Origin of the sequence: Hymenobacter sp. J193 (assembly GCF_024700075.1) — a bacterium.
In the GTDB taxonomy this organism is placed as follows: Bacteria; Bacteroidota; Bacteroidia; order Cytophagales; family Hymenobacteraceae; genus Hymenobacter.
Genome location: NZ_JAJONE010000001.1, coordinates 2,051,931 through 2,073,030, shown reverse-complemented (window position 1 = coordinate 2,073,030; position 21,100 = coordinate 2,051,931). Strand labels below are relative to the sequence as shown.

Annotated in this window: 18 protein-coding genes; 7 read left to right on the top strand and 11 right to left on the bottom strand. The window is 61.6% G+C overall.

From position 1 onward, the window contains the following. Positions 1–73: 73 nt before the first annotated feature. The 4 genes from LRS06_RS08975 to LRS06_RS08960 form a co-directional block, all read right to left on the bottom strand. The gene (locus tag LRS06_RS08975; RefSeq protein WP_257871182.1) at positions 74–1,408 is read right to left on the bottom strand and encodes a TldD/PmbA family protein; all 1,335 of its coding nucleotides are present in this window, start codon (positions 1,406–1,408) and stop codon (positions 74–76) included. Between the two features lie 140 nt (positions 1,409–1,548). Further along, positions 1,549–3,195: a TldD/PmbA family protein gene (locus tag LRS06_RS08970; RefSeq protein ID WP_257871181.1), complete on the bottom strand. Its 1,647-nt coding sequence runs from the start codon at positions 3,193–3,195 to the stop codon at positions 1,549–1,551. A gap of 109 nt (positions 3,196–3,304) precedes the next feature. Further along, positions 3,305–4,336 carry a hypothetical protein gene (locus LRS06_RS08965; RefSeq protein WP_257871180.1) on the bottom strand — a complete coding sequence of 344 codons (1,032 nt, stop codon included), beginning with the start codon at positions 4,334–4,336 and terminating at the stop codon, positions 3,305–3,307. 87 nt (positions 4,337–4,423) lie between these two features. Next, the gene (locus LRS06_RS08960; RefSeq protein ID WP_257871179.1) at positions 4,424–5,512 is read right to left on the bottom strand and encodes an McrB family protein; all 1,089 of its coding nucleotides are present in this window, start codon (positions 5,510–5,512) and stop codon (positions 4,424–4,426) included. Positions 5,513–5,538: 26 nt separating this feature from the next. On the opposite strand from LRS06_RS08960, the gene LRS06_RS08955 reads away from it, so the two are divergent. Together LRS06_RS08955 and LRS06_RS08950 are read left to right on the top strand one after the other, a co-directional pair. After that, a complete protein-coding gene (locus LRS06_RS08955) occupies positions 5,539–5,679 on the top strand; it encodes a hypothetical protein (RefSeq protein ID WP_257871178.1) in 141 nt (46 codons plus the stop codon). Positions 5,680–6,008: 329 nt separating this feature from the next. Next, entirely contained in the window at positions 6,009–8,489 is a 2,481-nt protein-coding gene (locus tag LRS06_RS08950) for a M1 family aminopeptidase (protein WP_257871177.1), read from the top strand. 75 nt (positions 8,490–8,564) lie between these two features. On the opposite strand, the gene LRS06_RS08945 is transcribed toward LRS06_RS08950, so the two are convergent. The 3 genes from LRS06_RS08945 to LRS06_RS25370 form a co-directional block, all read right to left on the bottom strand. Beyond that, positions 8,565–8,708, bottom strand: coding sequence for a hypothetical protein (locus LRS06_RS08945; protein WP_257871176.1), 144 nt, complete (start codon positions 8,706–8,708; stop codon positions 8,565–8,567). An 89-nt stretch (positions 8,709–8,797) separates the two neighbouring features. Beyond that, entirely contained in the window at positions 8,798–8,992 is a 195-nt protein-coding gene (locus LRS06_RS08940) for a helix-turn-helix domain-containing protein (RefSeq protein WP_257873397.1), read from the bottom strand. Continuing rightward, complete coding sequence (locus LRS06_RS25370; protein ID WP_308239889.1) at positions 8,955–10,898, bottom strand: sigma 54-interacting transcriptional regulator; 1,944 nt, start codon at positions 10,896–10,898, stop codon at positions 8,955–8,957. The genes LRS06_RS08940 and LRS06_RS25370 overlap by 38 nt, the downstream gene beginning before the upstream one ends. A gap of 236 nt (positions 10,899–11,134) precedes the next feature. On the opposite strand from LRS06_RS25370, the gene LRS06_RS08925 reads away from it, so the two are divergent. The 3 genes from LRS06_RS08925 (at position 11,135) to LRS06_RS08915 (ending at position 14,207) form a co-directional block, all read left to right on the top strand. Continuing rightward, positions 11,135–12,436, top strand: coding sequence for a TolC family protein (locus LRS06_RS08925; protein ID WP_257871175.1), 1,302 nt, complete (start codon positions 11,135–11,137; stop codon positions 12,434–12,436). An 89-nt stretch (positions 12,437–12,525) separates the two neighbouring features. Continuing rightward, positions 12,526–12,966 carry a universal stress protein gene (locus LRS06_RS08920; RefSeq protein WP_257871174.1) on the top strand — a complete coding sequence of 147 codons (441 nt, stop codon included), beginning with the start codon at positions 12,526–12,528 and terminating at the stop codon, positions 12,964–12,966. Positions 12,967–13,091: 125 nt separating this feature from the next. Next, positions 13,092–14,207, top strand: coding sequence for an HlyD family secretion protein (locus LRS06_RS08915; protein WP_257871173.1), 1,116 nt, complete (start codon positions 13,092–13,094; stop codon positions 14,205–14,207). A gap of 66 nt (positions 14,208–14,273) precedes the next feature. On the opposite strand, the gene LRS06_RS08910 is transcribed toward LRS06_RS08915, so the two are convergent. Then, positions 14,274–14,657, bottom strand: coding sequence for a four helix bundle protein (locus LRS06_RS08910; protein WP_257871172.1), 384 nt, complete (start codon positions 14,655–14,657; stop codon positions 14,274–14,276). A 12-nt stretch (positions 14,658–14,669) separates the two neighbouring features. Between LRS06_RS08910 and LRS06_RS08905 the strand changes: the two genes are divergently transcribed. Further along, complete coding sequence (locus LRS06_RS08905; RefSeq protein ID WP_257871171.1) at positions 14,670–16,313, top strand: DHA2 family efflux MFS transporter permease subunit; 1,644 nt, start codon at positions 14,670–14,672, stop codon at positions 16,311–16,313. Between the two features lie 79 nt (positions 16,314–16,392). On the opposite strand, the gene LRS06_RS08900 is transcribed toward LRS06_RS08905, so the two are convergent. Both LRS06_RS08900 and LRS06_RS08895 read right to left on the bottom strand, forming a co-directional pair. Then, entirely contained in the window at positions 16,393–16,710 is a 318-nt protein-coding gene (locus tag LRS06_RS08900; RefSeq protein ID WP_257871170.1) for a hypothetical protein, read from the bottom strand. A 29-nt stretch (positions 16,711–16,739) separates the two neighbouring features. Then, a complete protein-coding gene (locus tag LRS06_RS08895; RefSeq protein WP_257871169.1) occupies positions 16,740–17,036 on the bottom strand; it encodes a hypothetical protein in 297 nt (98 codons plus the stop codon). 470 nt (positions 17,037–17,506) lie between these two features. Between LRS06_RS08895 and LRS06_RS08890 the strand changes: the two genes are divergently transcribed. After that, entirely contained in the window at positions 17,507–18,148 is a 642-nt protein-coding gene (locus LRS06_RS08890) for a hypothetical protein (protein WP_257871168.1), read from the top strand. 164 nt (positions 18,149–18,312) lie between these two features. Here LRS06_RS08890 and LRS06_RS08885 read toward each other — a convergent pair whose 3' ends face one another. Beyond that, the gene (locus LRS06_RS08885) at positions 18,313–21,024 is read right to left on the bottom strand and encodes a PAS domain S-box protein (protein ID WP_257871167.1); all 2,712 of its coding nucleotides are present in this window, start codon (positions 21,022–21,024) and stop codon (positions 18,313–18,315) included. Positions 21,025–21,100: the final 76 nt, after the last annotated feature.

The window sequence follows — 21,100 nt, the reverse complement described above, 5'->3', positions numbered from 1 at the left end:
CCGAACGCAGGGAGGAATCTGGGTTTACCGATGAGAGGCTAATCCAGATTCCTCCCTGCGTTCGGAATGACAACTATACCGCGTCGGAGAGGCTGGTGAAGGTGAAGTCCCGAATCTTCAACGGGGGCACCAGGTTGCCCGCCACGCGCTGGGGCTTACCCAGGGCCTCCAGGTTGTTAAGCATGATGATGGGCGACTCGTTGAAGCGGAAGTTCTTGATGGGGTGCTTGATCTTCCCGTTCTCGATGTAGAACGTCCCGTCCCGCGTCAGGCCCGTGTAGAGCAGGGTCTGCGGGTCCACGGGGCGGATGTACCAGAGGCGGGTAACCAGGATGCCTTTGGCCGTGCCCTTAATCATTTCCTCCAGGCTCTGCGTGCCGCCTTCCATGATGAAGCCGCCGGGCGGGGGCAGATCCGGAATGCCCTGCTTCTGGGCCCAGAAGCGCGAAGAGTACAGGTTCTTCACCACGCCTTTTTCCACCCAGGTGGTTTTCTGGCGGGGGCGTCCGTCGCCGGCAAAGGTGAGGTCCGCAATTTCGGGGTGTGTGGGGTCGGAGTAGATGGTGACCCGCTCGTCGAACAGCTTTTCGCCCTTCTTATTGCCGCCGCCTTTCTTGCTCAGGAAGGAGCGGCCTTCGTCAGCGGAGCGGGCATCCATGGCCCCCATCATGGCGCCCAGCAGCGAGGCGTCGGAGTTGGCAACCAGGGCGGCCGGCTCCAGAATCACGGTGTACTTGCCCGGCTCCAGGGCCTTAGCCTGCCGCGACATGGCCGCTTTATCGGCGGCCGTTTTGGCCAGGCGGGCGGCGTCGAACTTGCTGGCGTCGTTGTAGTCGGCGGTGGCGTAGCCGGAACCCGTGCCATCGGGCGTGCGCACCGTAATGCTGAAGGTGAGGTCGGTAGCCTGCTGGTAGGCCTCCAGCCCTTTGTTGTTGCGCTTGGCCACAAAGCCCGCCGAGTCTTCCAGAAAGGCGGCCGAGGACAGCTTGCGCTGCTCGCACAGTTGCAGGGTGGCCGCCATTTGCTGGGCGCGGAAATCGGGCGTGATGCCCGCCGTGCTTTGGGCAAACGACAGCGGCGACGCCAGGTATTGCTGGGGGCCCAGCAGGGGCACGTAGTCGGGGTTTTCGGGGGCGAGGCGGGCAATTTCCTCGGCCCGCTGCACGCAGCGCCGTAGGGTGGCGTCGTCGAATTCGTTGCAGGTAGCCACGCCGCTGCGCTTGCCAAACCGCGACTCCACGGCCAGGGAAACGTTGTCGAGGGCGCCGCTGGTGCTGATGGCGTTACGGGCCGAGCGCACGTTGCCGCCGGTGGTGCCGTTCAGCGTCACCTCGCACTCATCGGCGGTGCTGAAGCTGAGGACCTTCTTAAGAATATTCTGGGCTTCGTCCTTGGAGAGAATAGCCATTTTTGGAATGTGCTGATGTGGTAGAATGTGCTCCGCTTCGCTAATGTGCTAATTCTAATGTGCTCATGTGACAGAATGTGCTGAGGTGCTAATGAAAGAACAACTATTAGCACCTCAGCACATTCTGTCACATGAGCACATTAAATTTTCCGGGCGGTATTGATGACGTTCACGCCGTTGAAGCGGGTGGTGCTGGAGCCATGGCTCACGGCCGACACCTGGCTGGGCTGGCCCTTGCCGTCGAAGAACGAGCCGAACATGCGGTAATCCGACTGGTCGCAGATGGCCGCGCAGGAGTTCCAGAACTCTACCGTATTGGTTTGGTAGGCCACGTCTTCAACCATGCCGGCAATCTTGCCCTTCTCAATGGCGTAGAACACCGTACCGCCAAACTGAGAGTTGTAGCGCTGCTGGTCGATGGAGAACGAGCCGCGGCCGGCAATGTAGATGCCCTTGTCCACGTTCTTGATCATGTCGTCCACGCTCATCTTCTGCTTGCCGGGCTGCAGGCTGATGTTGGCCATGCGCTGGAACTGCACGTCCTGCCACGACTGCGCGTAGCAGCACCCATCAGAATGGTCCTGGCCCACCATGGCGGCCTGGTCGCGGATTTTCTGGTAGTCTACCAGCTGGCCTTCCTTGATGATGTCCCACTGGCCCGTTTTCACGCCTTCGTCGTCGTAGCCCACCGCGCCCAGAGAACCGGGCTGGGTTTTGTCGGCCACGATGTTCACGATTTTTGAGCCGTAGGGCTTGCCCTGCTTTTTCCACTCCAGCGTGGCGAAGGAAGTACCCGCGTAGTTGGCCTCGTAGCCCAGCACCCGGTCCAGCTCGGTGGCGTGGCCTATGCTTTCGTGGATGGTGAGACCCAGGTGGTTGGGGTCCAGCACGAGGTCGTACTTGCCGGGCGTTACGCTCTTGGCCGTGAGTTTTTCCTTGGTCTGCTTGGCGGCCAGGGCCGCGTCTTCCAGGATGTCGTAGCTGTTTTTATAACCCGTGAGGCCCGAGCCGGCGGGGCCGGCAATCTTGTCCTGGGCTTTCGGTACCATGTACTCGTAGCCCAGGCCCATGGGTGAGCTGAGCGCTTCCCGGGTGCGGAACTTGCCGCTGGCCCGGTCTACGGCCGTTACGCTGAACGTGGGCCAGATGCGGTGCACGTCCTGGTCGATGTACGAACCGTCGGTGCTGGCAAAGTACTTCTGCTCATTCACCTGAAACAAGGCCGAGTTCACGAAGGAAGCGCCATTTTCCAGCGCCCGGCCATTGGCCGACAGCAGCAGGTCCACCTTCTGGGCAATGGGCACCTCAAAGGCACTCTGCACGATGGGCGTTTTCCAGGTTACTTCCCCGTAGCCTTTCTGCGGGGCCAGCTTCACCTGCTCTTTTTGCACTTTGGCGTTGGCCTTGGCAATGGCTACGGCCAGCTGCGCGGCCTTGGCCAGGCCGGCTTCCGTCACGGTGTTGGTGGCCGCAAAGCCCCAGGTGCCGTTGGCAATGACGCGCACGCCGGCCCCGAAGCTTTCCCCGCTGGCAATATTCTGCACCTGCTTTTCGCGGGTAAAGATGCTTTGGTTGAGGTAGCGCCCGATGCGCACGTCGGCGTAGGAAGCGCCCGCCGATTTGGCCGCGTTCAGGGCCGAATCGGCCAGGCGTTTTTTTACGGCCGGGTCCACGGTTTCGAGCAGGCGTTCGGGGTGCACCAGGGTGCCGCCCAGGCTGGGCAAGCCGGGCAGGAACAGAGCCCCGGTCGCCAGACCGGTCAGCCCTACAAAGTCGCGTCGTTTCAAGCAGGTAAAAGTTTAAGGGGAGTAGGCCGAAGAAGGGGTGAATGTAAGAAAAGGACAAACGGAACCTCGGATAGATGCACCGCCATGGCCGCTAAAATTCGGGCCTAATCTACTGCACCAGCGCCAGCAGATCGGCGGCAATAGCGGGCCAAGGCTGGGCCAGGTTGATGGTGACGATGCGCACCGGGTGCCCGCCCAATGTGTAGCGCAGGTCTACTTCCTGCTCGGCGGCCGGGTACAGCAGTACGCCCTCCAACTGTTGGCCTGGTAGCGGCGTCTGGTTTTGGAGGTAGGCATAGAGCTGGTAGAGGTGAGGCGCAATCAGCCGCTGTCGATTGTGGCGGGTGCGCAGGGCCGCGGCGTAGTACTTGGTGTCAAGGATGATTTTGCGGTCGGGGGCTTCCAGGGAAGTGTCGGTAATCATGCTGGGCAGCAAATCCAGATCGGCTGCGTGCTCAGCGGCGGCCTGCCAGGCAATGGTTTCACTCTGCACTCGGTATCGGCGCTGCTCCAGCCGGTAGAAGTTGCGCACAAACTGCTCAAACAGCTTCGCCATTACCGCTTCGTCGCGCCGAAAGTCCCGGAAACGGGGGCGGCCACCAGCCGTGGGCTCCGGCAGCTGACTTAGGTGCAGCAGCTCGCAGATATTGAGCAGCAGGGCGCCCGTGCCCGTCGGCCGCTGCCGCCGGGCTAGCTGCAGCGTATCGTTGGTTAGCCGTAGTGGAGCAATATCAGCCGGGAACTGCCGCTGCACCCGGCGCAGCTCCTGGCGCAAGCCAGCGGACAGCTTGGTTGTGCGGCCCAACTCCCGCACCGTGCCCAGTAGCAGCCCGTGCAGGGGCGCATCGTAGCCCAGCTCATCGAAGCGGCAAACGGCGCGGCCCCGGGGCAGCAGGTTGCGCGTGAGGCTGGGCGCCAGCAGCACCCGCCCGCGCAGCTCCGGTAGCTCGGCTTCCCGCTGCCGGTACGCCGGCGGCAAACCCGCGCGCAGATACCGCCTAAGGTGCAGCAGCAGCAAATGCGCCAGCAGCTCCACCGGCCGCTCAAACGCCTGGCCTTCTGCCGTCAGCAGCTCATGGCGCTCCGGCAGCCGGTTCCAGGCGTAGCTCAACAGGTAGTACAGGTTCTGTATCGGGACCACGGATTCGCGCTGATTAGTCGGATTTCTCGGATTTTGGGGCCGGCGTTTTCCGGGACATTCAAGCAGGCCTTAACCTCTTGGGGCTGATTATGCCAGCAAGCGGCGCCGGGCGGCCGATGCTTTGGCGGGTTCATCGAGCCAATATTCCGTGAGCAATGGCGCAATTTCCTGTTCCAGAATCAGCCGGAGCCAGTCAGACTGTTCTTCCTGCTGTGTAGGCGGCTGGCAGAAGTAGCTGTGGCCGATGCGGAAGTCCGGGCCCAGGTCGGGGTCGTCGGCTATGGTTTGGTTGAGTTCCGTCAGGCGGCTGACTATCTGCTGGATGATTTCTGCTGCTACGCCTTGCCGGCCCAGAAACGCCTGAAACGCAGGCCCAAACTCCGGCTCCAACTCCACGAAGGCAAACCGCCGGCGCAGGGCATAGTCCAGGGGCGTGAGGGAGCGGTCGGCGGTGTTCATGGTGCCGATGACGTACAGGTTTTCGGGTACATAGAAGTGGGTACCGGCCGGAGCGTACGGCAAGGCTACGGCGTGGGCCGGTCCGCGCTTGTCGGCTTCCAGCAATAGCAGCAGCTCCCCGAAGATGCGGCTCACGTTGCCCCGGTTCAGCTCGTCAATCAGCAGGAAATAAGGCCGCGTGGGGTCCTGGGCGGCGCGGCGGCACAGCTGCACCAGCAGCCCATCAGTCAGCCGGAATTTGCCGCCCGCATCGGGCCGGAAGCCTTGCACGAAGTCCTCGTAGCTGTAGCTCGGGTGGAACTGAACCAGCTCGGTGCGGGCCGCATCCTGGGCGCCCAGCTCTAGCCAGGCCAGGCGCCGGGCGAGAAACGTTTTGCCGGTGCCAGGCGGGCCTTGCAGCAGCAGGTTCTTACGCCGCCGCAGCCCGGCCAGGGCCGCATCCAGCTTTTCGGGGCCGATGAATACTTCCTGCTCGGCTTGAGCCCGGTCGTATGCGGGGCCGGAACCATAGGTCGCTGTAGGCTCGGCGGCCGCAGTGGCCTTGGGAAGCCGGAGCGGCTGCCGGCTTGGGCGCCCAGTATAAAGGTCCGTAAGCTGCTCCTGCTCGGCCACGTCTCCGTCCAGGGGGAGTTGGCCAGCGTGGGCCGCTTGGTGGCAATAGTGAAGTCCAGCTTTTCGAGTAGGCGGTTGGTGGGCGCCCCGCTGCCGAGCGGCCACGTAGCCGCGGCATCGTCGGTGGCCAGTTGGTACGCCAGCTGGGCCACGGCCCGCGGCGGGTAGCGCCGACCCCGGTACACCAGATCGTAGACGGTGCTGGGCGTGAGGGGCTGGTCGTTGCGCTCCAGCTGCCGCAGGGCGCGCAGTACGTGCTGGCGGGTGAGTAGGAGAGGCGTGGCAGAAGAGGACATCAGCAGGAAAGTACGCGCAAAACACCACTGCGGCCAAATCCGGTGGCTGCCGCAGTAGTCCGAGCAGCCCAGTGCCTCTGACCACAGCCAGCTGCGCCCGCACCAGAGGGTGTAAAAAGAATATCTTGAACAACTTATTATTATTTGCATAGTACCTTGTATAACATATTAGTGTTTGATACATTTGCTTAGCTCTATTTTCTACGACTAGGCGGGCGGGAAGCAGCGCAGAGCAGTTTCCGGCCCGCAGGCATCACTTGCTGCCTTTCTGCTTTCTTTGCTTTCCTTTTTCCCACTTTCCCCTCATGAGAACAACCCTTACTGCCGTTGCCTGCTTTCTAAGCACGCTGGGCCTGGCCCAGGCCCCCGCTTCGGCTCCCGCCGCCCCCGAGTCGCCCTACCGCGCTTCGGCCACGAAGGTCAATGCCCTGGTGCACACCAAGCTGGACGTTGGTTTCGACTACGCAAAGCGCCACCTCAACGGCAAGGCCTGGCTGACGCTCAAGCCCTACGCCTACGCCACCGACTCCCTGCGGCTGGATGCCAAAGGAATGGACATCAAAACCGTAGCCCTAGTGAGCGGCGACCAGCAGCAGGCGCTGAAATACGACTACTCCGATAAGCAGAACCTGCGCATCAACCTGGGCAAAACGGTGGCACCGGGCACGGCTTACACCGTGTACATCGAGTACACGGCCAAGCCCGACGAGCTGAAAACCAAAGGCAGCGCGGCCATCAACGACGCCAAGGGCCTGTACTTTATCAACCCCGACAGCGCCGTGGCCGGCAAGCCCGTGCAGATCTGGACCCAGGGCGAGACGGAAGCTTCCTCGGTGTGGTTCCCCACCATCGACCGGCCCAACCAGAAAACCACGTCCGAAATCAGCATGACGGTACCCAGCAAGTACGTGACGCTGAGCAACGGGGCGCTGGTAAGCCAGAAACCCGCCGGCGCTGGCCTGCGCACCGACACCTGGAAGATGGACCTGCCCCACGCGCCCTACCTGTTTATGATGGCCGTGGGTGACTTCCGCATCACGAAGGACACCTGGCGCGGCAAAGACGTGACTTATTACCTGGAGCCCAAGTACGCGCCCTTCGCCAAGCAGATTTTCGGCAACACCACCGACATGCTGGAGTTTTTCTCGACTCGCCTGGGCGTGGAGTACCCCTGGAACAAGTACGCCCAGATTGTGGTGCGCGACTACGTGAGCGGGGCCATGGAAAACACTTCGGCCACCCTGCACGGAGACTTCCTGCAGAAAACTGACCGGCAGCTCATCGACCGGGAATACCAGACCGAGTCGGTTATTGCCCACGAGCTGTTTCACCAGTGGTTTGGCGACTACGTAACGGCTGAAAGCTGGAGCAACCTGACGGTGAACGAAAGCTTCGCCGACTTCTCCGAGGGCCTGTACGCCGAGCACAAGTACGGGGCCGATGCCGCCGACTCGCACAACCACCGCAACCTGCGCAACTACCTGCGCAGCCCCAAAGACGCCCAGAAGCACCTCGTGCGCTTCCACTACGACGACAAGGAGGACATGTTTGACCTGGTAAGCTACCAGAAGGGTGGGGCCATTCTGGACATGCTGCGTACCTACCTCGGCGACGACGTGTTCTTTGCGGGCCTGCAGAAGTACTTGCAGGACAATAAGTTTGGTAACGGTGAAGCCCACCAGCTGCGCCTGGCGCTGGAAGCCGTATCGGGCCAGGACCTGAACTGGTTTTTCAACCAATGGTACTTCAGCACGGGCCACCCCGTGGTGAGCATCGACTACAGCTGGGATGCGGCCAAGAAAGTGCAGTCCGTCACGCTCAAGCAAAACCAGCCCGGGCAGGTGTTTCAGCTGCCCATGGCCATTGATTACTGGGTAAACGGCAAGCCCCAGCGCCAGCGCGTGATGATGACCCAGGCCAGCCAGACCTTCACCATGCCCTTACCTGCTAAGCCCGACCTGGTGGATGTGGATGCCGAGAAAACCCTGGTGTGGCAGCAGACCGACAACAAGCCCCTGGCGGAGTTTGCGTACCAGTACGAGCACGCTCCGCTGTACGTAGCGCGCCGCGAGGCCCTGTTGGCCGCCGAGGCCAAGCAAACCACCGACGCCGCTGCCCGCAAGCTCCTGGTCTCCGGCCTCAACGACAAGTTCAACAACCTGCGAATGGTATCGGCCGAGCGCCTCAAGCTCGACAACAAGGAAGTAGCCAAGCTGGCGGCCCCAGCCCTGCGCAAGCGCCTGAGCGTGGAAAAAGACCCGGTAGCCACGGCTTCCCTGCTCACGGTGCTGGCCAAGCTCCAGGACAAGAAGGATGAAAAGCTGTTCACGCAGCAGCTCAAGGCCCAGTCGTACGGAGTGCAGGCCGCCGCGCTGAAAGGCCTGGGTGGCGTAAACACGAAAGCGGCCCTGGCTAAAGCCAAGGAGTTGGAAGCCAGCGACGAAGCCAGCATTAGCCAGGCGGTGGCCGGCGTGTATAGCCAGCACGGCGGCGACGCCCAGTGGAACTACGTGCGTACCCGCTTTGATGCCGCCAGTGAGCAGGAGCGGTTTGGCTACTTCGAAGGCATGGGCGCTATGCTCACCCGCCTCAGCGAGCCGAAAGCCTTTGCCGAAGACGTAGAGCGTCTCCGCGGCCTGGGCGTGAAATACAAGCAGTACGGCGCCGATGAGCCCATCATCGGGATGCTGCAGGCCGCCATCAAAGCCCAGGAAGGCAAGCCCAACGCCGCTACCAACAAGCCGGTAGCCGAAAAGGCCATTGCCGACATCCAGGCCGCGAAATAGACTAACCTGAAAGCAAACAGAATGGCCCCGTATTCCTTGGAATGCGGGGCCATTCTGTTTTTGAGCCCAGCGCGGTTACCGTTGTGGGTCGTGGGCCTTATCGGGCGTTACGGTCTTGCCTTTGCTAGTATTCTGGCCGGTATCGGGGCGCTGGTCCTCCTGCTTTTTGCGGGCCGGATCATCGTGCTGTGGAGTTTTGGGGACGTTGGTAGCGGGCATGGCTGTAGTCGGTTGGAGGTGAAACCATAACAGAATGTACGCAAGCCGATTGGCCACGTTCGGCCCGGCCCAAAAGATGCACACCTGGGCTACTCCACCGTATGCGCCCGCCGGATACCCAGCTTTTTCATGCGTGCTTCCAGCGTTTTGGCGTTGATGTCGAGCAGTAAAGCGGCTCCCTGCGGGCCACTCACGCGGCCACCCGTCTGGTGCAGGGCCGCCAGAATATGGTCGCGTTCCTGGTCTTTAAGGGTTTTGAGCGGGCCGGGCGCGGGCGCTAACACCGGGACCGGGCCAGCCGCCGTGGCCGAGAAGCCCGCAAACTCCAACGACGGGCCGGTGGAGGCAATAACGGCCCGCTCCACCACATGCTCCAGTTCCCGGATGTTGCCGGGCCAGGGGTAGCGCTGCAGGGCCTTCAGGTCGCGGGGGGCGGAGGGTGCGCACGGGGCGGCCCAATTTTTTGGTGAAGCGCTCCAGAAAGTGGCGCACCAGCGGCTCCACGTCCTCGGGCCGCTCGCGCAGGGCCGGCAAATGAATCGGAAACACGTCGAGGCGGTAGTAGAGGTCGGCGCGGAAGCGGCCAGCGGCTACCTCCTCTTCCAGCACGCGGTTGGTGGCCGCCAGCACCCGCACGTTGGTATGAATCACGCGCCGCCCGCCAATGCGCTCAAACTCCTTTTCCTGCAGCACCCGCAGCAGCTTGGCCTGCAGGTCCAGGGGCAGCTCCCCGATTTCGTCCAGGAAAATGGTGCCCCCATCGGCCAGCTCAAACTTGCCGATGCGCCGGTCGTGGGCGCCCGTAAACGCGCCTTTCTCGTGTCCGAAAAGCTCACTTTCAATCAGTTGCGCAGGCAGGGCCGCGCAGTTTATCTTCACCAAAGCCCGCTCCTTGCGCGGGGAGAAGTTGTGCAGGGCACGGGCCACCAGCTCCTTGCCGGTGCCGGTTTCGCCGGTAATAAGCACGGTGCTATCGGTAGGCGCTACCTGCTCTACGCGCCGAAACACCTGCTGCATGCTGGGGCTGCCGCCCACGAAGTCGCCGAAGCGGGCGGCGGCCGTGGTGTTGATTTCGTCGATGAGGTAGGTTCGCTCGCGCTCCAGCTGGGTGCGCAGGGCTTCAATCTGCTCGAAGGCCAGCACGTTCTGCATCGCCAGGCGAATCTGCGGCACCAGCGTCAGAATCAGCTCCAGCATTTCTGCCGTGAAGGCCAGGGGCTGATGGCTGGCCATGATAAGGGACGCCGTTTGCTCGTCGCCCAGGTCCAGAGGCGTGCAGAGCAAAGACTGGGTGCCGTGATTTTCCCGAATGTAGCGCAGCATGGTATAGCGCTCCGCCAAGGAGTCAAAATCGGCCCCTACGTATACGCCGGGCCGCATAAACAGCTCAACGGCATCCTGCTTGGCTTCCTCGAAGTCGGGCAGCTCGTCCCGGCGGTTTTCGTCGAGGGCGGCAAAGGTGCCATCGGTCTGCTTTACAAACTCGGCAAAGGCGCGGATAGGTGAGCCGGGCAGGTGCAGGCGCACCCCGAAAAAGTCGCAGGGCACCACTTGGTTGATTTCGGTGGCAATGGTGCGAAACAGCTCGCCCCGGTCTTTGATGCTGAGCAGGGCATTGTTGAGGGCCAGCTGCATCGTTTTTTCCTGCTCGCGGCGGGCAATGTCCTCGAAGGCCAGCGTGTTGGTAACGGCCACGGCTACCAGACTGCCGATTTTTTCGAGCAGGTCCTCGTCAGTAGGCGCAAACGCGGGCCGGCGCCGCGCCACCAACGACAGCAGGCCGATAAGGTGCCCGCTGGTGCGCAGCGGCACCACCACAAAGTAGCGCATGCCTTTATCGAGCAGGGCGTAAAACGGCTGGTACTCGGGGTAAGAGGTCAGCAGCTCTTCCAGGTCGTACTGGCGCAGGTGAGCATGGCGCACGAACTGCTCGATGGGCGTGCCTTCGATGGGGGCCCGGCTGGGCTTGGCACCCGCCGCCTGGTCGGGCAGCAGCAGCTCGCCGAGGTAGTCGCGCAGAAATACGCGGCGGTACTGGTGCTCGGCGTCGAAGGTGAGGATGGTAATAGCATCGAAGGGAAAAATCAGCCGCAGCTTTTCCGTGACCGTGCGAAAGAGTGTTTCCTTGTCCCGGGTGGTGGCAATGGCGTCGTTCAGATATAGCAGCAGCGAATCGTCCTGGTCAGGCATCTTGATTTTCCTTAAATAACAGGAGTTATAAATCGGGAATTTCTCAAATATAAGGAATAATAGCCATAACGTCGGGTGCTGATTTTGCAGTCAAATTAAAATATATACGCCTTTACCGCCTTATAAAGCAGGTTTTACAGAATTTTTTAATCTGTTTACCTGCCTGGCACGGGCTTGGGTACTAGGACACCGACCTTCATCAGTCCTTGTCTATGCTTTCTCGATCAACTCTTGCCGTGCCACTGCTGTCCCTGGGGCTGTTGAGCGGCAGCGCCGCCTACGCTCAGCAGGGTTCCGTGCTTTCGGACTCCCTGACGCTGGATGGCACCATCCGCTCGGTGCTGGATGCCAACCCGGCCATTACCACGCTGGAAGAAGAAGTAAACGCCGCTACCAGCCGCGTAACGCAAACCCGCGGCGGCTTTCTGCCCCAGGTTACCGGCACGGCCACCTATACCCGCATCGACCCGGTGGTCAAGCTGCAGTTGTCGCCCGATAGTCCCCCCTTCCAGTTTGCCCCCAACAACAACTACGATACGCACATCACCATTCAGTACGGCTTGCTGGACTTCGGTAAGAAGGATGCCACGTACAACCTGGCGGAAAGCCGCCGTGTGACGGCCGTTGACCAGATCAACGTGACGCGCCGCGACCTTGCTTACTCGGCCGTGCAGGTGTACTATAACATCCTGTTTGTGCGCGAAAGCATCAAGGTTCAGGACGAGCAGATTGCCTCGCTCCGGCAGCACCAGCGCGAGATGGAAAAGCGCGTGGAAGGCGGCGTAAGCACTAGGTTCGACGTGACGACCACGCAGGTGCGCATCACTCAGGCTCAGAACACCCGCATCGACCTCGAAAACCAGCTGCGCAACCAGCAAGTGCAGCTGGCCCGCTACCTGCACAAGCCCGAGTACAATGAGGTGCCGGTGCGCGGCACGTTCACCTACCAGCCCCAGCCGCTGGATGTGCAGGCTGCCCTGACGCGGGCCCTGGAAAACCGGCCCGAAGTAAAGCTGGCCCGTGATGCCGAGGCCACGGCCAGCGCCAACCTGCGGCTCATTGAGAAAAGCAACCTGCCGTTGCTGGGCGTGGGCGCGCAGCTGGGCGGCAAAAACGGCTACCAGCCCAACCTCGATAAGTTCCGGCCCAACTCCACCCTGGTGGCTCAGCTGTCGGTGCCAATTTACGACGGGGGCAAAAACAAAAACCAGCGGGTAGAGGCCCAGGCCAACATCCGCGGCTCCCAGGCCCGCATACTGGACACGCAGGAGCAGGTGCGCGCCGACGTGCACCAGGCGGCCAACAACCTGCAGTCGAGCTCCGCCCGCTACGATAACGCCGTCACGCAGATCAACCAGGCCACCGACGCCCTCACCCGCGCCAAAGCCCGCTACCGCTACGACGTAGGCACCAACCTCGACGTGCTGGATGCCGAAACCCAGCTGGCCCAGGCCCGCCTGGCGCGCCTGCAGGCCATCTACAACTACACCCTCGGCCAGTATCAGCTTAAGCGGGCCACCGGCGAGCAGATATGGTAGCGGTGCAGTTGTGAAAGGTGAAGTTGTGAAGCTCTCTTTTACAATTCTCTTATTTCACTTCTCACCACTTCACAATCTCACCTTTTCCCATGCACCTGTCCAATATTCTTTGTCCGCTGGATTTCTCGGTTGCGGCGGCGGCGGTAGTGGCTTATGCGGCCACGCTGGCCAGCGCTACCGGAGCCGAGCTGTGTTTGCTGCACGTGCAGGAGGCACAGCTGGCCCTCAGCGGCCATGAGCCGGGGCCGGTGCCCGATGCCGCCACGGAGCTGGCCCGCTACCAGCTGCTGGCCCAGCAAGCTGGCGCCGGCCGCGTAACTACCCAACTGCGCCAGGGCGATGCTGCCCGCGAAATTGTGCGGGTGGCGCAGACCAGCGGTAACGACCTTATCATCATTGGCTCCCACGGCCAGACGGGCCTCACCCGCTTTCTGATGGGCAACACCGCCGAGCATGTGGTACGCCACGCGCCCTGCGCCACGCTGCTCGTCAAGCCCCAGGGCACTGCCGCATTGCGGCAGTCGGCCTGACAGGTGAAATGGTAAGATGGTGAACTAGTGAGTGACGTTCCGGATACCTGGATGCTCTAGCTAATTCACTCCATCACCGTTCACCACTCACCATTTCACCATTTCACAAACTCACAACTTCACAGATGGCAACGCAAGAACCGGTGGTAGAACGCCAAATTTCGCAGCCTGGCGGCCCGGCCCAGCCCGCCGCTGAAACCGCTTACGACGAGCCCGCGGCCCGCTCCAAACGGCCTTTCCTTTTCATTGTGCTGGCGCTGGTGCTGCTGGTGGGCGGCTACTTCGGCTGGCAGCGCTACCAGTTTGGCCAGACGCACGAAGAAACCGACGACGCCCAGGTTGAAGGCGACGTGTACCCCGTGCTGCCCCGCGTAGCCGGTCCGGTGCTGGAAGTGAAAGTAGAAGACAACCAGGCCGTGAAAAAGGGCGACGTACTCGTGACGCTGGACCCGGCCGACTACCAGCAGCGCGTGAATGCGGCCCAGGCGGCGCTGGCCGCTGCCCAAGCCAACGTGGTAGCCGCCCGCGCCGCCGTGGGCACCGCCCAGGCCAACGTGCGCTCGGCCCAATCGTCTATTGGGGTGAGTGACGCCAACCGCTCCCGCCTCGAAAAAGATTTGAAACGCAGTGCCTTCCTGCGCAAGGAAGACATCATTCCGCAAAGTGAGTACGATGCCGTGCAGGCCAACCTGCGCGCCACCAGCGCCCAGCGCGCCACCGCCGCCGACCAGGTAGGCGTGGCCCGTCAGCAGGTAATTGCCGCCGAGCAGCAGGTAGCCGTGGCCCAGGCCGTGGTAAAGCAGCGCCAGGCCGACCTCGACAACGCCGAGTTGCAGCTTAGCTACACCACGCTCAAAGCGCCCGTAGATGGGGTAGTGAGTAAGAAGAACGTGCAGCCCGGCCAGGTAGTGGCTCCCGGCCAGCAGCTGATTGGGCTCGTAGCCAGCAACCGCACCTGGGTGGTGGCCAACTTCAAGGAAACCCAGCTCGAAAACATGAAAGTGGGCCAGCCGGTGGAAGTGGAAGTGGATGCCTACCCGAACGAGGAGTTCAGCGGCCACATCGAGAGCCTGTCGGCCGCTACGGGGGGCCGGTTTGCCTTGCTGCCCCCCGATAACGCCAGCGGCAACTTCGTGAAAGTAACCCAGCGCGTGCCCGTTAAGATTGCGCTGGATAAAGTAGACCCCGACCACCCCCTGCGCGCCGGCATGAGCGTGACGGCGACGGTAAAGGTGAAGTAGTGAAGTAGTGAAAGGTGAAATTGTAGACAAACAGAGGTCTGCTAGCAACAATCACAACTTCACCTTTCACAGTTTCGCCTTTGCTTTCTTTCGGATAGATGCCAGGATTGCAACAATTTCGCGGTACTCCTGCTCCAGGCCTTGCAGACGAGATTTGACTATGATGTCAGCATCGCCAAGCAGTTCCAGCCAGAACAGTGTTTCGTCGGCCTCCTCTACGCAGATGCACAGCTTGGCGTACCACTCAGCACCGGAGCGGCCGCGGCAGGCCGCCCGAAAGTTGGCCGCTACTGAGGTAGCGGCTCGTAGTAACTGCTTGCCGAGAACGTAAGCCTCTCCAGTTCGTGGCATTTGCTGAAACAATCGAATCACACGTAGCGCCGCCTGCTTGGTGCATGCCCGTAAGTCCTCGTTAAAAGAGACTTGGGTAGATGACAGCTCTTCGTCCATACATCACAACAGGTGAAGTCAGTAGCTGGCCAAGATAGAACTAGGCAGCGTGCTTTTCACAATTCACCTTTCACAACTTCACCTTTGGAAACCGGATTTACCAAGTGGATTATCGTCATCACGGTAGTCATGTGCTGCCTGCTGGAGCTGATTGATACCAGCATTGTGAACGTGGCCCTGACGCAGATGATGGGCAACCTCTCGGCCACCCAGCAGGAGGTGACCTGGGTAATTGCCTCCTACGGCATTGCCAACGTTATCGTGATTCCTATGACGGGCTTTCTGGCCGAGCAGTTTGGCCGCAAAAACTACTACCTCGTGTCGGTGATTATCTTCACGCTGGCCTCCGTAGCCTGCGGGCAGAGCACCAACATCTGGGAGCTGGTGGCCTTCCGCTTCGTGCAGGGCATCGGCGGCGGAGCCCTCATGGCTACGTCGCAGGCTATTCTCATCGATACTTTTCCGCCCAAGCAGCTGCCCCTGGGGCAGGCTTTGTTTGGCATGGGCGTCATCATCGGCCCCACCATCGGACCCACGCTGGGCGGCTACATCGTGGACAACTACGACTGGCCCTGGATTTTTTACGTGAACGTGCCCGTGGGCATCCTGGCCAGCATCTTCACCATCCTGTTTATCCGGGACCCGGAGCGCATCAAAAACGCCATTCCGCGGCCCCTGCGCGAAATCGACTGGGCCGGTATTTTCCTGCTGATTCTGGGCGTGGGCTCCCTGCAGCTGGTGCTGGAGCAGGGCGAGTCGGAAGACTGGTTTGAAAGCGCCTACATCAACAGCTTTACCGCGCTGGCCGTTATTGGCCTCGTGGGCTTTGTGTGGCGCGAGCTGACGGCCCGGCAGCCCATTGTGGATCTGCGGGTGCTGGGCAAAAGCCGCAACCTGGCCGTGGGCGCGGTGCTGTCGTTTGTACTGGGCTTCGGCATGTTTGCCTCGGTGTTCATCTTCCCCATCTTCACCCAGCGCATCCTGGGCTTCTCGGCGGCCCAGACCGGCTACATCCTGCTGCCCGGCGCCCTGGCTTCGGGCCTGATGATGCCCCTGATCGGGCGGATGCTGCAGGCCGGCGTGCCCCAGAAGTTCATGATTCCGGTGGGCTTCGGCATCTTCTTCGTCTTCACATTCTGGATGGCCCAGATTATTTCGCCTACTGCCGGCGAAGACGACTTCTTCTGGCCCCTGATGGTGCGCGGCCTGGGCATGGGCCTGATATTTCTGCCCATCACCACCATGAGCCTGGCCGGCCTGAAGGGCAAGGACGCGGGGCAGGCGGCCGGCCTCACAGGCATGATTCGCCAGCTCGGCGGCTCGTTTGGGGTGGCCATTGTGGGTACGTACCTGGAGCGCAGCATTGCCCAGAACCGCATCAGTCCGCTGGCGCACATTTCGCTCTACGATACCAACACGGTGCAGCGCATTCAGGCTTTCACGGCCAACTTCATGGCCCGCGGCTTCTCCTTCGAGCAGGCCCAGAAGCAGGCTTACGCTGCCCTGGAAGGCATTTTGATGAAGCAGGTGTCCATCATCACCTACTCCCAGGTGTTTACCATGATAGGGTTGTTTTTCGTGGTTTGCCTGCCACTGGTGCTGCTCATCAAGCGGGCCCGGCGCGGTGACGCCATCGACCTGAACGCGGTGCACTAATGTCGCCTGCGTGTAACAACAAAACCCCTTGCCACGGCCGTGGCAAGGGGTTTTGTTGTTGGGCCTGGTGATTTCCAGGTCATTCATCAATGGTCAGGAAAACGCTCTGCAGCTTAAGAACGTCTAGGCAGCGACGCAGGGTGGAGTCCGCGTTGCATAGCCAGATAGACGCGCCCGCCTGGCGTAGCACCAGCAGCTGGGATACGACGTGGCTGACACCCAGCGTACGCAGGCACTGCAGCGCGCCGCAGTCTACAACCAGCTGAGGCTGCACCACCGAGGGGTTTTTGCGCAGGGTACGGGCAACCTGCAGCGCATCCACCGTATCGAGGTCGATGGCAGAGAGGTATGCCGCTGCTACGTGGGCTGATGATCTTTGGGGGTAAAGGGAAGACATACTTGCACCGTAAGAGAGTAGAAAAAAGCTCAGGACAACTGCAGCCAGCATGCGTGACTAGGTAAGGCCTCGGGCGTAGCCCGTATTAAGGCCGTGCGCCCCGCTACCGCGCCGAGGTTATTGCGGTACTGCACGTAGTAGCTGGGATTAGAACCCAGAGCAGTACGGTCGAGAAATGGGCTGCAGGCATGGCGCGCAATGCATTCCCAGGTTTGGGCGCCTAGTTGTCGGTACACGTCGGCGTAGTAGCCGGGTGGCGTAGGAAAATCAAGTCGATGGCCGGCGGGCACCAGATACAGGGCCGGCGAAGCGGTGAAGGGTAACATACTTGCGAGCATGGCGTTTGGTACAGTAAACAGAGAGGGCGGCAGCGAAGCGAGCATAGGTGCTTCATTGTCAAAGAAAACGGTGCAACTGGCTGTTTGGCTCCCGGATAATCACGGGTTTGTACTGGGTAGAAATCGGTATTTCGCTAAAGTGAAAAGTCCCGGGTGGCAATGCCACACCTAGTGCACTATGGGTGGTGTGCCTGTGCCCAACTTGCGCACAGCTTGGCGCCTGCAGAAAACAACCAGCGGTAAAAAGACCGTCCTGCTACCGGCCCGGTGTTCGGACAGTGTCAGCGGGACCGAGGTGTTTGACCAGCGGGCGCCAGCAGTTACTGGAACAGCCGGGAGGTAGCCCCTATAAAACTGCGAGTAAAACCAAGGTCCCTTTTCCCCGGCATACCTGACGAAAGGCGTGCCGGGGAGAAGGGACCAAAAGGCAAGAAATAAGCCGGGTAGCCTAGTGAGTTGTGCTGCCGCTGGTGCTACCCGACGTGGTGCCGGTGCTGCTACCCGAGGTAGTACCGCTGGTAGTGCCAGTTCGGCGGCCCGAAGTGGTGCTGCCGGAGGTGGTTCCACGTTGGGTGCCCGTGGACTTTTTGCGGTTGGTACGCGTGCCGGAGGTAGTACCCGATGTGGTACCCGAAGTAGTACCGCTGGTTGTACGGCTCCCCGAAGTGGTAACGCCTGACGTACTGGCTCCTGAGGTACTTGCTCCTGAGGTAGTTGCCGTTCCCGATGTCATCGTGCCCGAGGTGGTGCCTGTTGTGGTGTTGCCGGAGGTAGTAGTGCCCGAGGTGGTGCCGGTAGTAGTTTGGCCGGCAGTGGTTCCTACCGTGGTGCCCCTGGTCGTGCCGGATGTGGTGCCGGATGTGGTGCCAGACGTGGTACCGGAGGTAGTACCAGCAGTAGTGCCGGAGGTAGTACCAGTAGTGGTAGTCTGGGCGAAGCTGGTGGTAGAAAGCAGGGCGCTAAAGAGCGCGGCGGTTAAGAAGACAGCAGTCTTTTTCATCGGAAAGAAAGGAGAGGTGGAGAAACTAAAAATGCCCCAGGCTAAGGCAGTGGTAGTGCCTGTCAGGGTCTTTTTACGCTCTCTTCTTGCTGCTGGCTAATTGATACACAGGAAATAAACCCGGATTTTTGCGGGAAAATCCGGAGAAAAACTACCTGAAAATACTTAGCGGGAAAGGCTGCCACCCTACCGAAGTGGGTTCGTGGCCTTCTCCTCTCAATCTAAAAGCGCACGACCCCAGTCCGCTAAGACAGTTCCAACCGCCTAGGGGGCCAGCGGCAGCTGAATGGTGACGGTGGTGCCCTTGCCGGGGTGGGTGCGCAGCGTGAACGTGCCGCCCAGCAGCTCTACCCGGGTGCAAATGCCGGGCAGCCCGATGCCCTTCGCCTTTTTCATCTGGCCTGCATCGAAGCCTACGCCGTCGTCTTCCACGCTCAGGTGCAGGTGGTCATCGGCGCGGGCTACCTGCACAAACACCTCGCGGGCGTGGGCGTGCTTCATCACGTTGCTGAGCAGCTCCTGCATAATGCGATACACCGCAATATCCAGCAGGGGCGGGAGCTTCTCCTCCAGGCCCGAGAAGTTCAGGTCCACGTCCAGGGTATTGGCCGGAATGCGCTTTACCAGCTCCCGCAGGGCCATTTTCAGGCCGAAGTCTTCCAGGATGCTGGGCGTAAGCTCGAAGGAGATGGTGCGCGTGGCCCGGATGGCTTCGCTCAGCAGCTTCTGGCTGGCCTGGCCCGGCTGGGAGGGAGGCAGGTTGTCGAGGTGCAGCTTGGTGGCGTACAGCAGCTGGCCCACGCCGTTGTGCAGGCCCTCAGCAATGCGCCGCCGCTCTTCTTCCTGGGTGGTGAGAATAGCCGACAGCACTTCCTGCTGCTGGCGCAGCTTCAGACGGTTGGTTTCGGCCAGCAGGGCGTTGCGCTCCGTCACGTCCCGGGCCAGCAGCAGCACGCCGGAAATAGCACCCAAAGTGCGCAGAGGCACAAAGTTGAGGTCGAAGTACATCAACTGAGGAGTAGCCTGCCAGTTGAGCTGCTGGGTGGCCTCGCCCGCGAGGGTGCGGTGCAGCAGCGCCAGAATCTGCGGGTCCCGGGCAAAGCCGGGCAGCACTTCGGCCAGCGGGCAGCCCAGGGCCTCTGCCTCGGAGCGGCCCAGCAGGGTGGCTATCTGGGCGTTCCAGGCCGTCACGCGCAAATCCAGGTCCACAGCGGCTACGGCATCTACGGTGTTGTTGAGCAGGTTCTGGGTGAATTCCTTTTCCTGCTGCAGCTGCCGACGGCTTTCTTCAGCCGCTGTAACGTCGATGGCAAAGACTACGCCTTGCTGCCGCTGCTCATCAAAGAAGCCGTAGTTCTGGAAATAGACCGGTGGCTCCGGCTGCTGGGTGGTGCCCGTGAAGGTGACCGGCTTGTGCTGGTCCAGTAGCCGCTGGGCCGGCTCCGTCAGCTGCGGATACAGGGCATAAATGTTTTGACCCACCAGCTCATTGTCCTGCAGCTGCAGCCGGCGCAGCCCGTTGCCCATCATTTCCAGGTACTCGCCACTGGGTGCCAGCCGAATCAGAACTACGGGCAAATGGGCCAGGATGTGCTCCAGCAGGCGGTTCTTGTATGTAAGCTCGGCCTGCTCCTCGTGGCCGGCCGTAATGTCGCGCACCAGTCCCACAAACCGTAGCGGGTTGCCCTGCTCGTCGTGCAGGAGCCTGCCCACCGCCGACACGTAGCGGATGCTGCCATCGGGCTGCACAATGCGGTGCTCCAAATCCAGCGGAATTTTCTTTTGCAACGCTTTTCCCAGCGCCTCCAGCACGCAGCGGCGGTCATCGGGGTGCAGCGCGTCCTGCAGCACGCGCAGCGGCGTTGGCTGGGAGGCGGGAGCAAGGCCGAAAATCTGTTGGGCACGAGCGTCACAATACAGCTCGCTAGTGGTGGAGTCGATGCTCCAGATACCAGTTCCCGATGCTTCCAGCGCCATATTGAGGCGCTCCTCACTGGCCCGCACGCGGGCCGTAGCTTGCTTTTCGGTCGTGATGTCGCGCCAGGCCGCGTGCACGATGGTGCCCTGCGCTTCGGGCACGGCCGTGAGCAGAATGTCTTCCCAAAACTCTTCGCCCGAGGCCCGGAGCCGGCACCACTCAAAGCGGCAGTAGCCCCGGCGCAGGGTTACCTCCCAGTAGTATTGGGCCAGCACGTCGGAGCGCTGCCCGGTGGGCTGCCGCTCCGGCGAGAAGGCCGCGCCCGACTGACCCAGCAGCTGCTCTTTGCTGGTAAGGCCCAGCAACTGCAGGGCGGCCGGGTTGCAGTCCACAAACCGGTTGTCGCGCATGAGCAGCATGCCATCCTGGTTTTGCTCGAACAGGATGCGGAAGCGCCGCTCGCTGAGTTCCAGGGCCTGCCGGGCCCGGTGCTGCTCCGTCACATCTGCCAGCGCCAGCCGGATGCTGGGGTGGCCGGCGCCGTCGGTGGCGGCTACGCCCTCCAGGCGGACGTAGATAGCCTGCCCGTCGTCGCGGCGCATTTCCAGCGTTATGGTCTGGCGGGTGTGCTGCTGCTGCACCTGGGCTAGAAAGTCCGCAAAGGCAACGCGGCCGGCCAGGGGCACAAATAAGGCAAGGCGCCGGCCTACGAGGCGCTGGCGCACGGAACCCAGCAGCTCGCAGGCCCGCAGGTTCAGCTGCTGCAGCGTACCATCGGGGGCTACGGTGCAGTAGCCAATGGGCGCAAACTCGTAGAGGTCGATGTAGCGGGCCCGGCTGGTTTCGGCTTCCGTCTGGGCCAGCAGCAGCTCCTCGTACTGCATTTCCAGCTCAATCTGGTGCACCTGCAGCTCCTGCACCAGGCGCTGCACGTCGTCGGGCATGTTGGGCGGCAGGCTCTGGGCCGAGAGCCGGCGCCGCTCGGCCCGCACGCGCAGCTCCTGCAGCGCGGGGTGCGCATCAAAACCGGCAAACAGCGGGCTATCAGGTTCGCTCATGGCAAAATGCGTTCAGAAGAAAAGCATACGCAAGGTCGTTCCACCAGATACGAGAAGAAGCAACCAAACGGCTGCG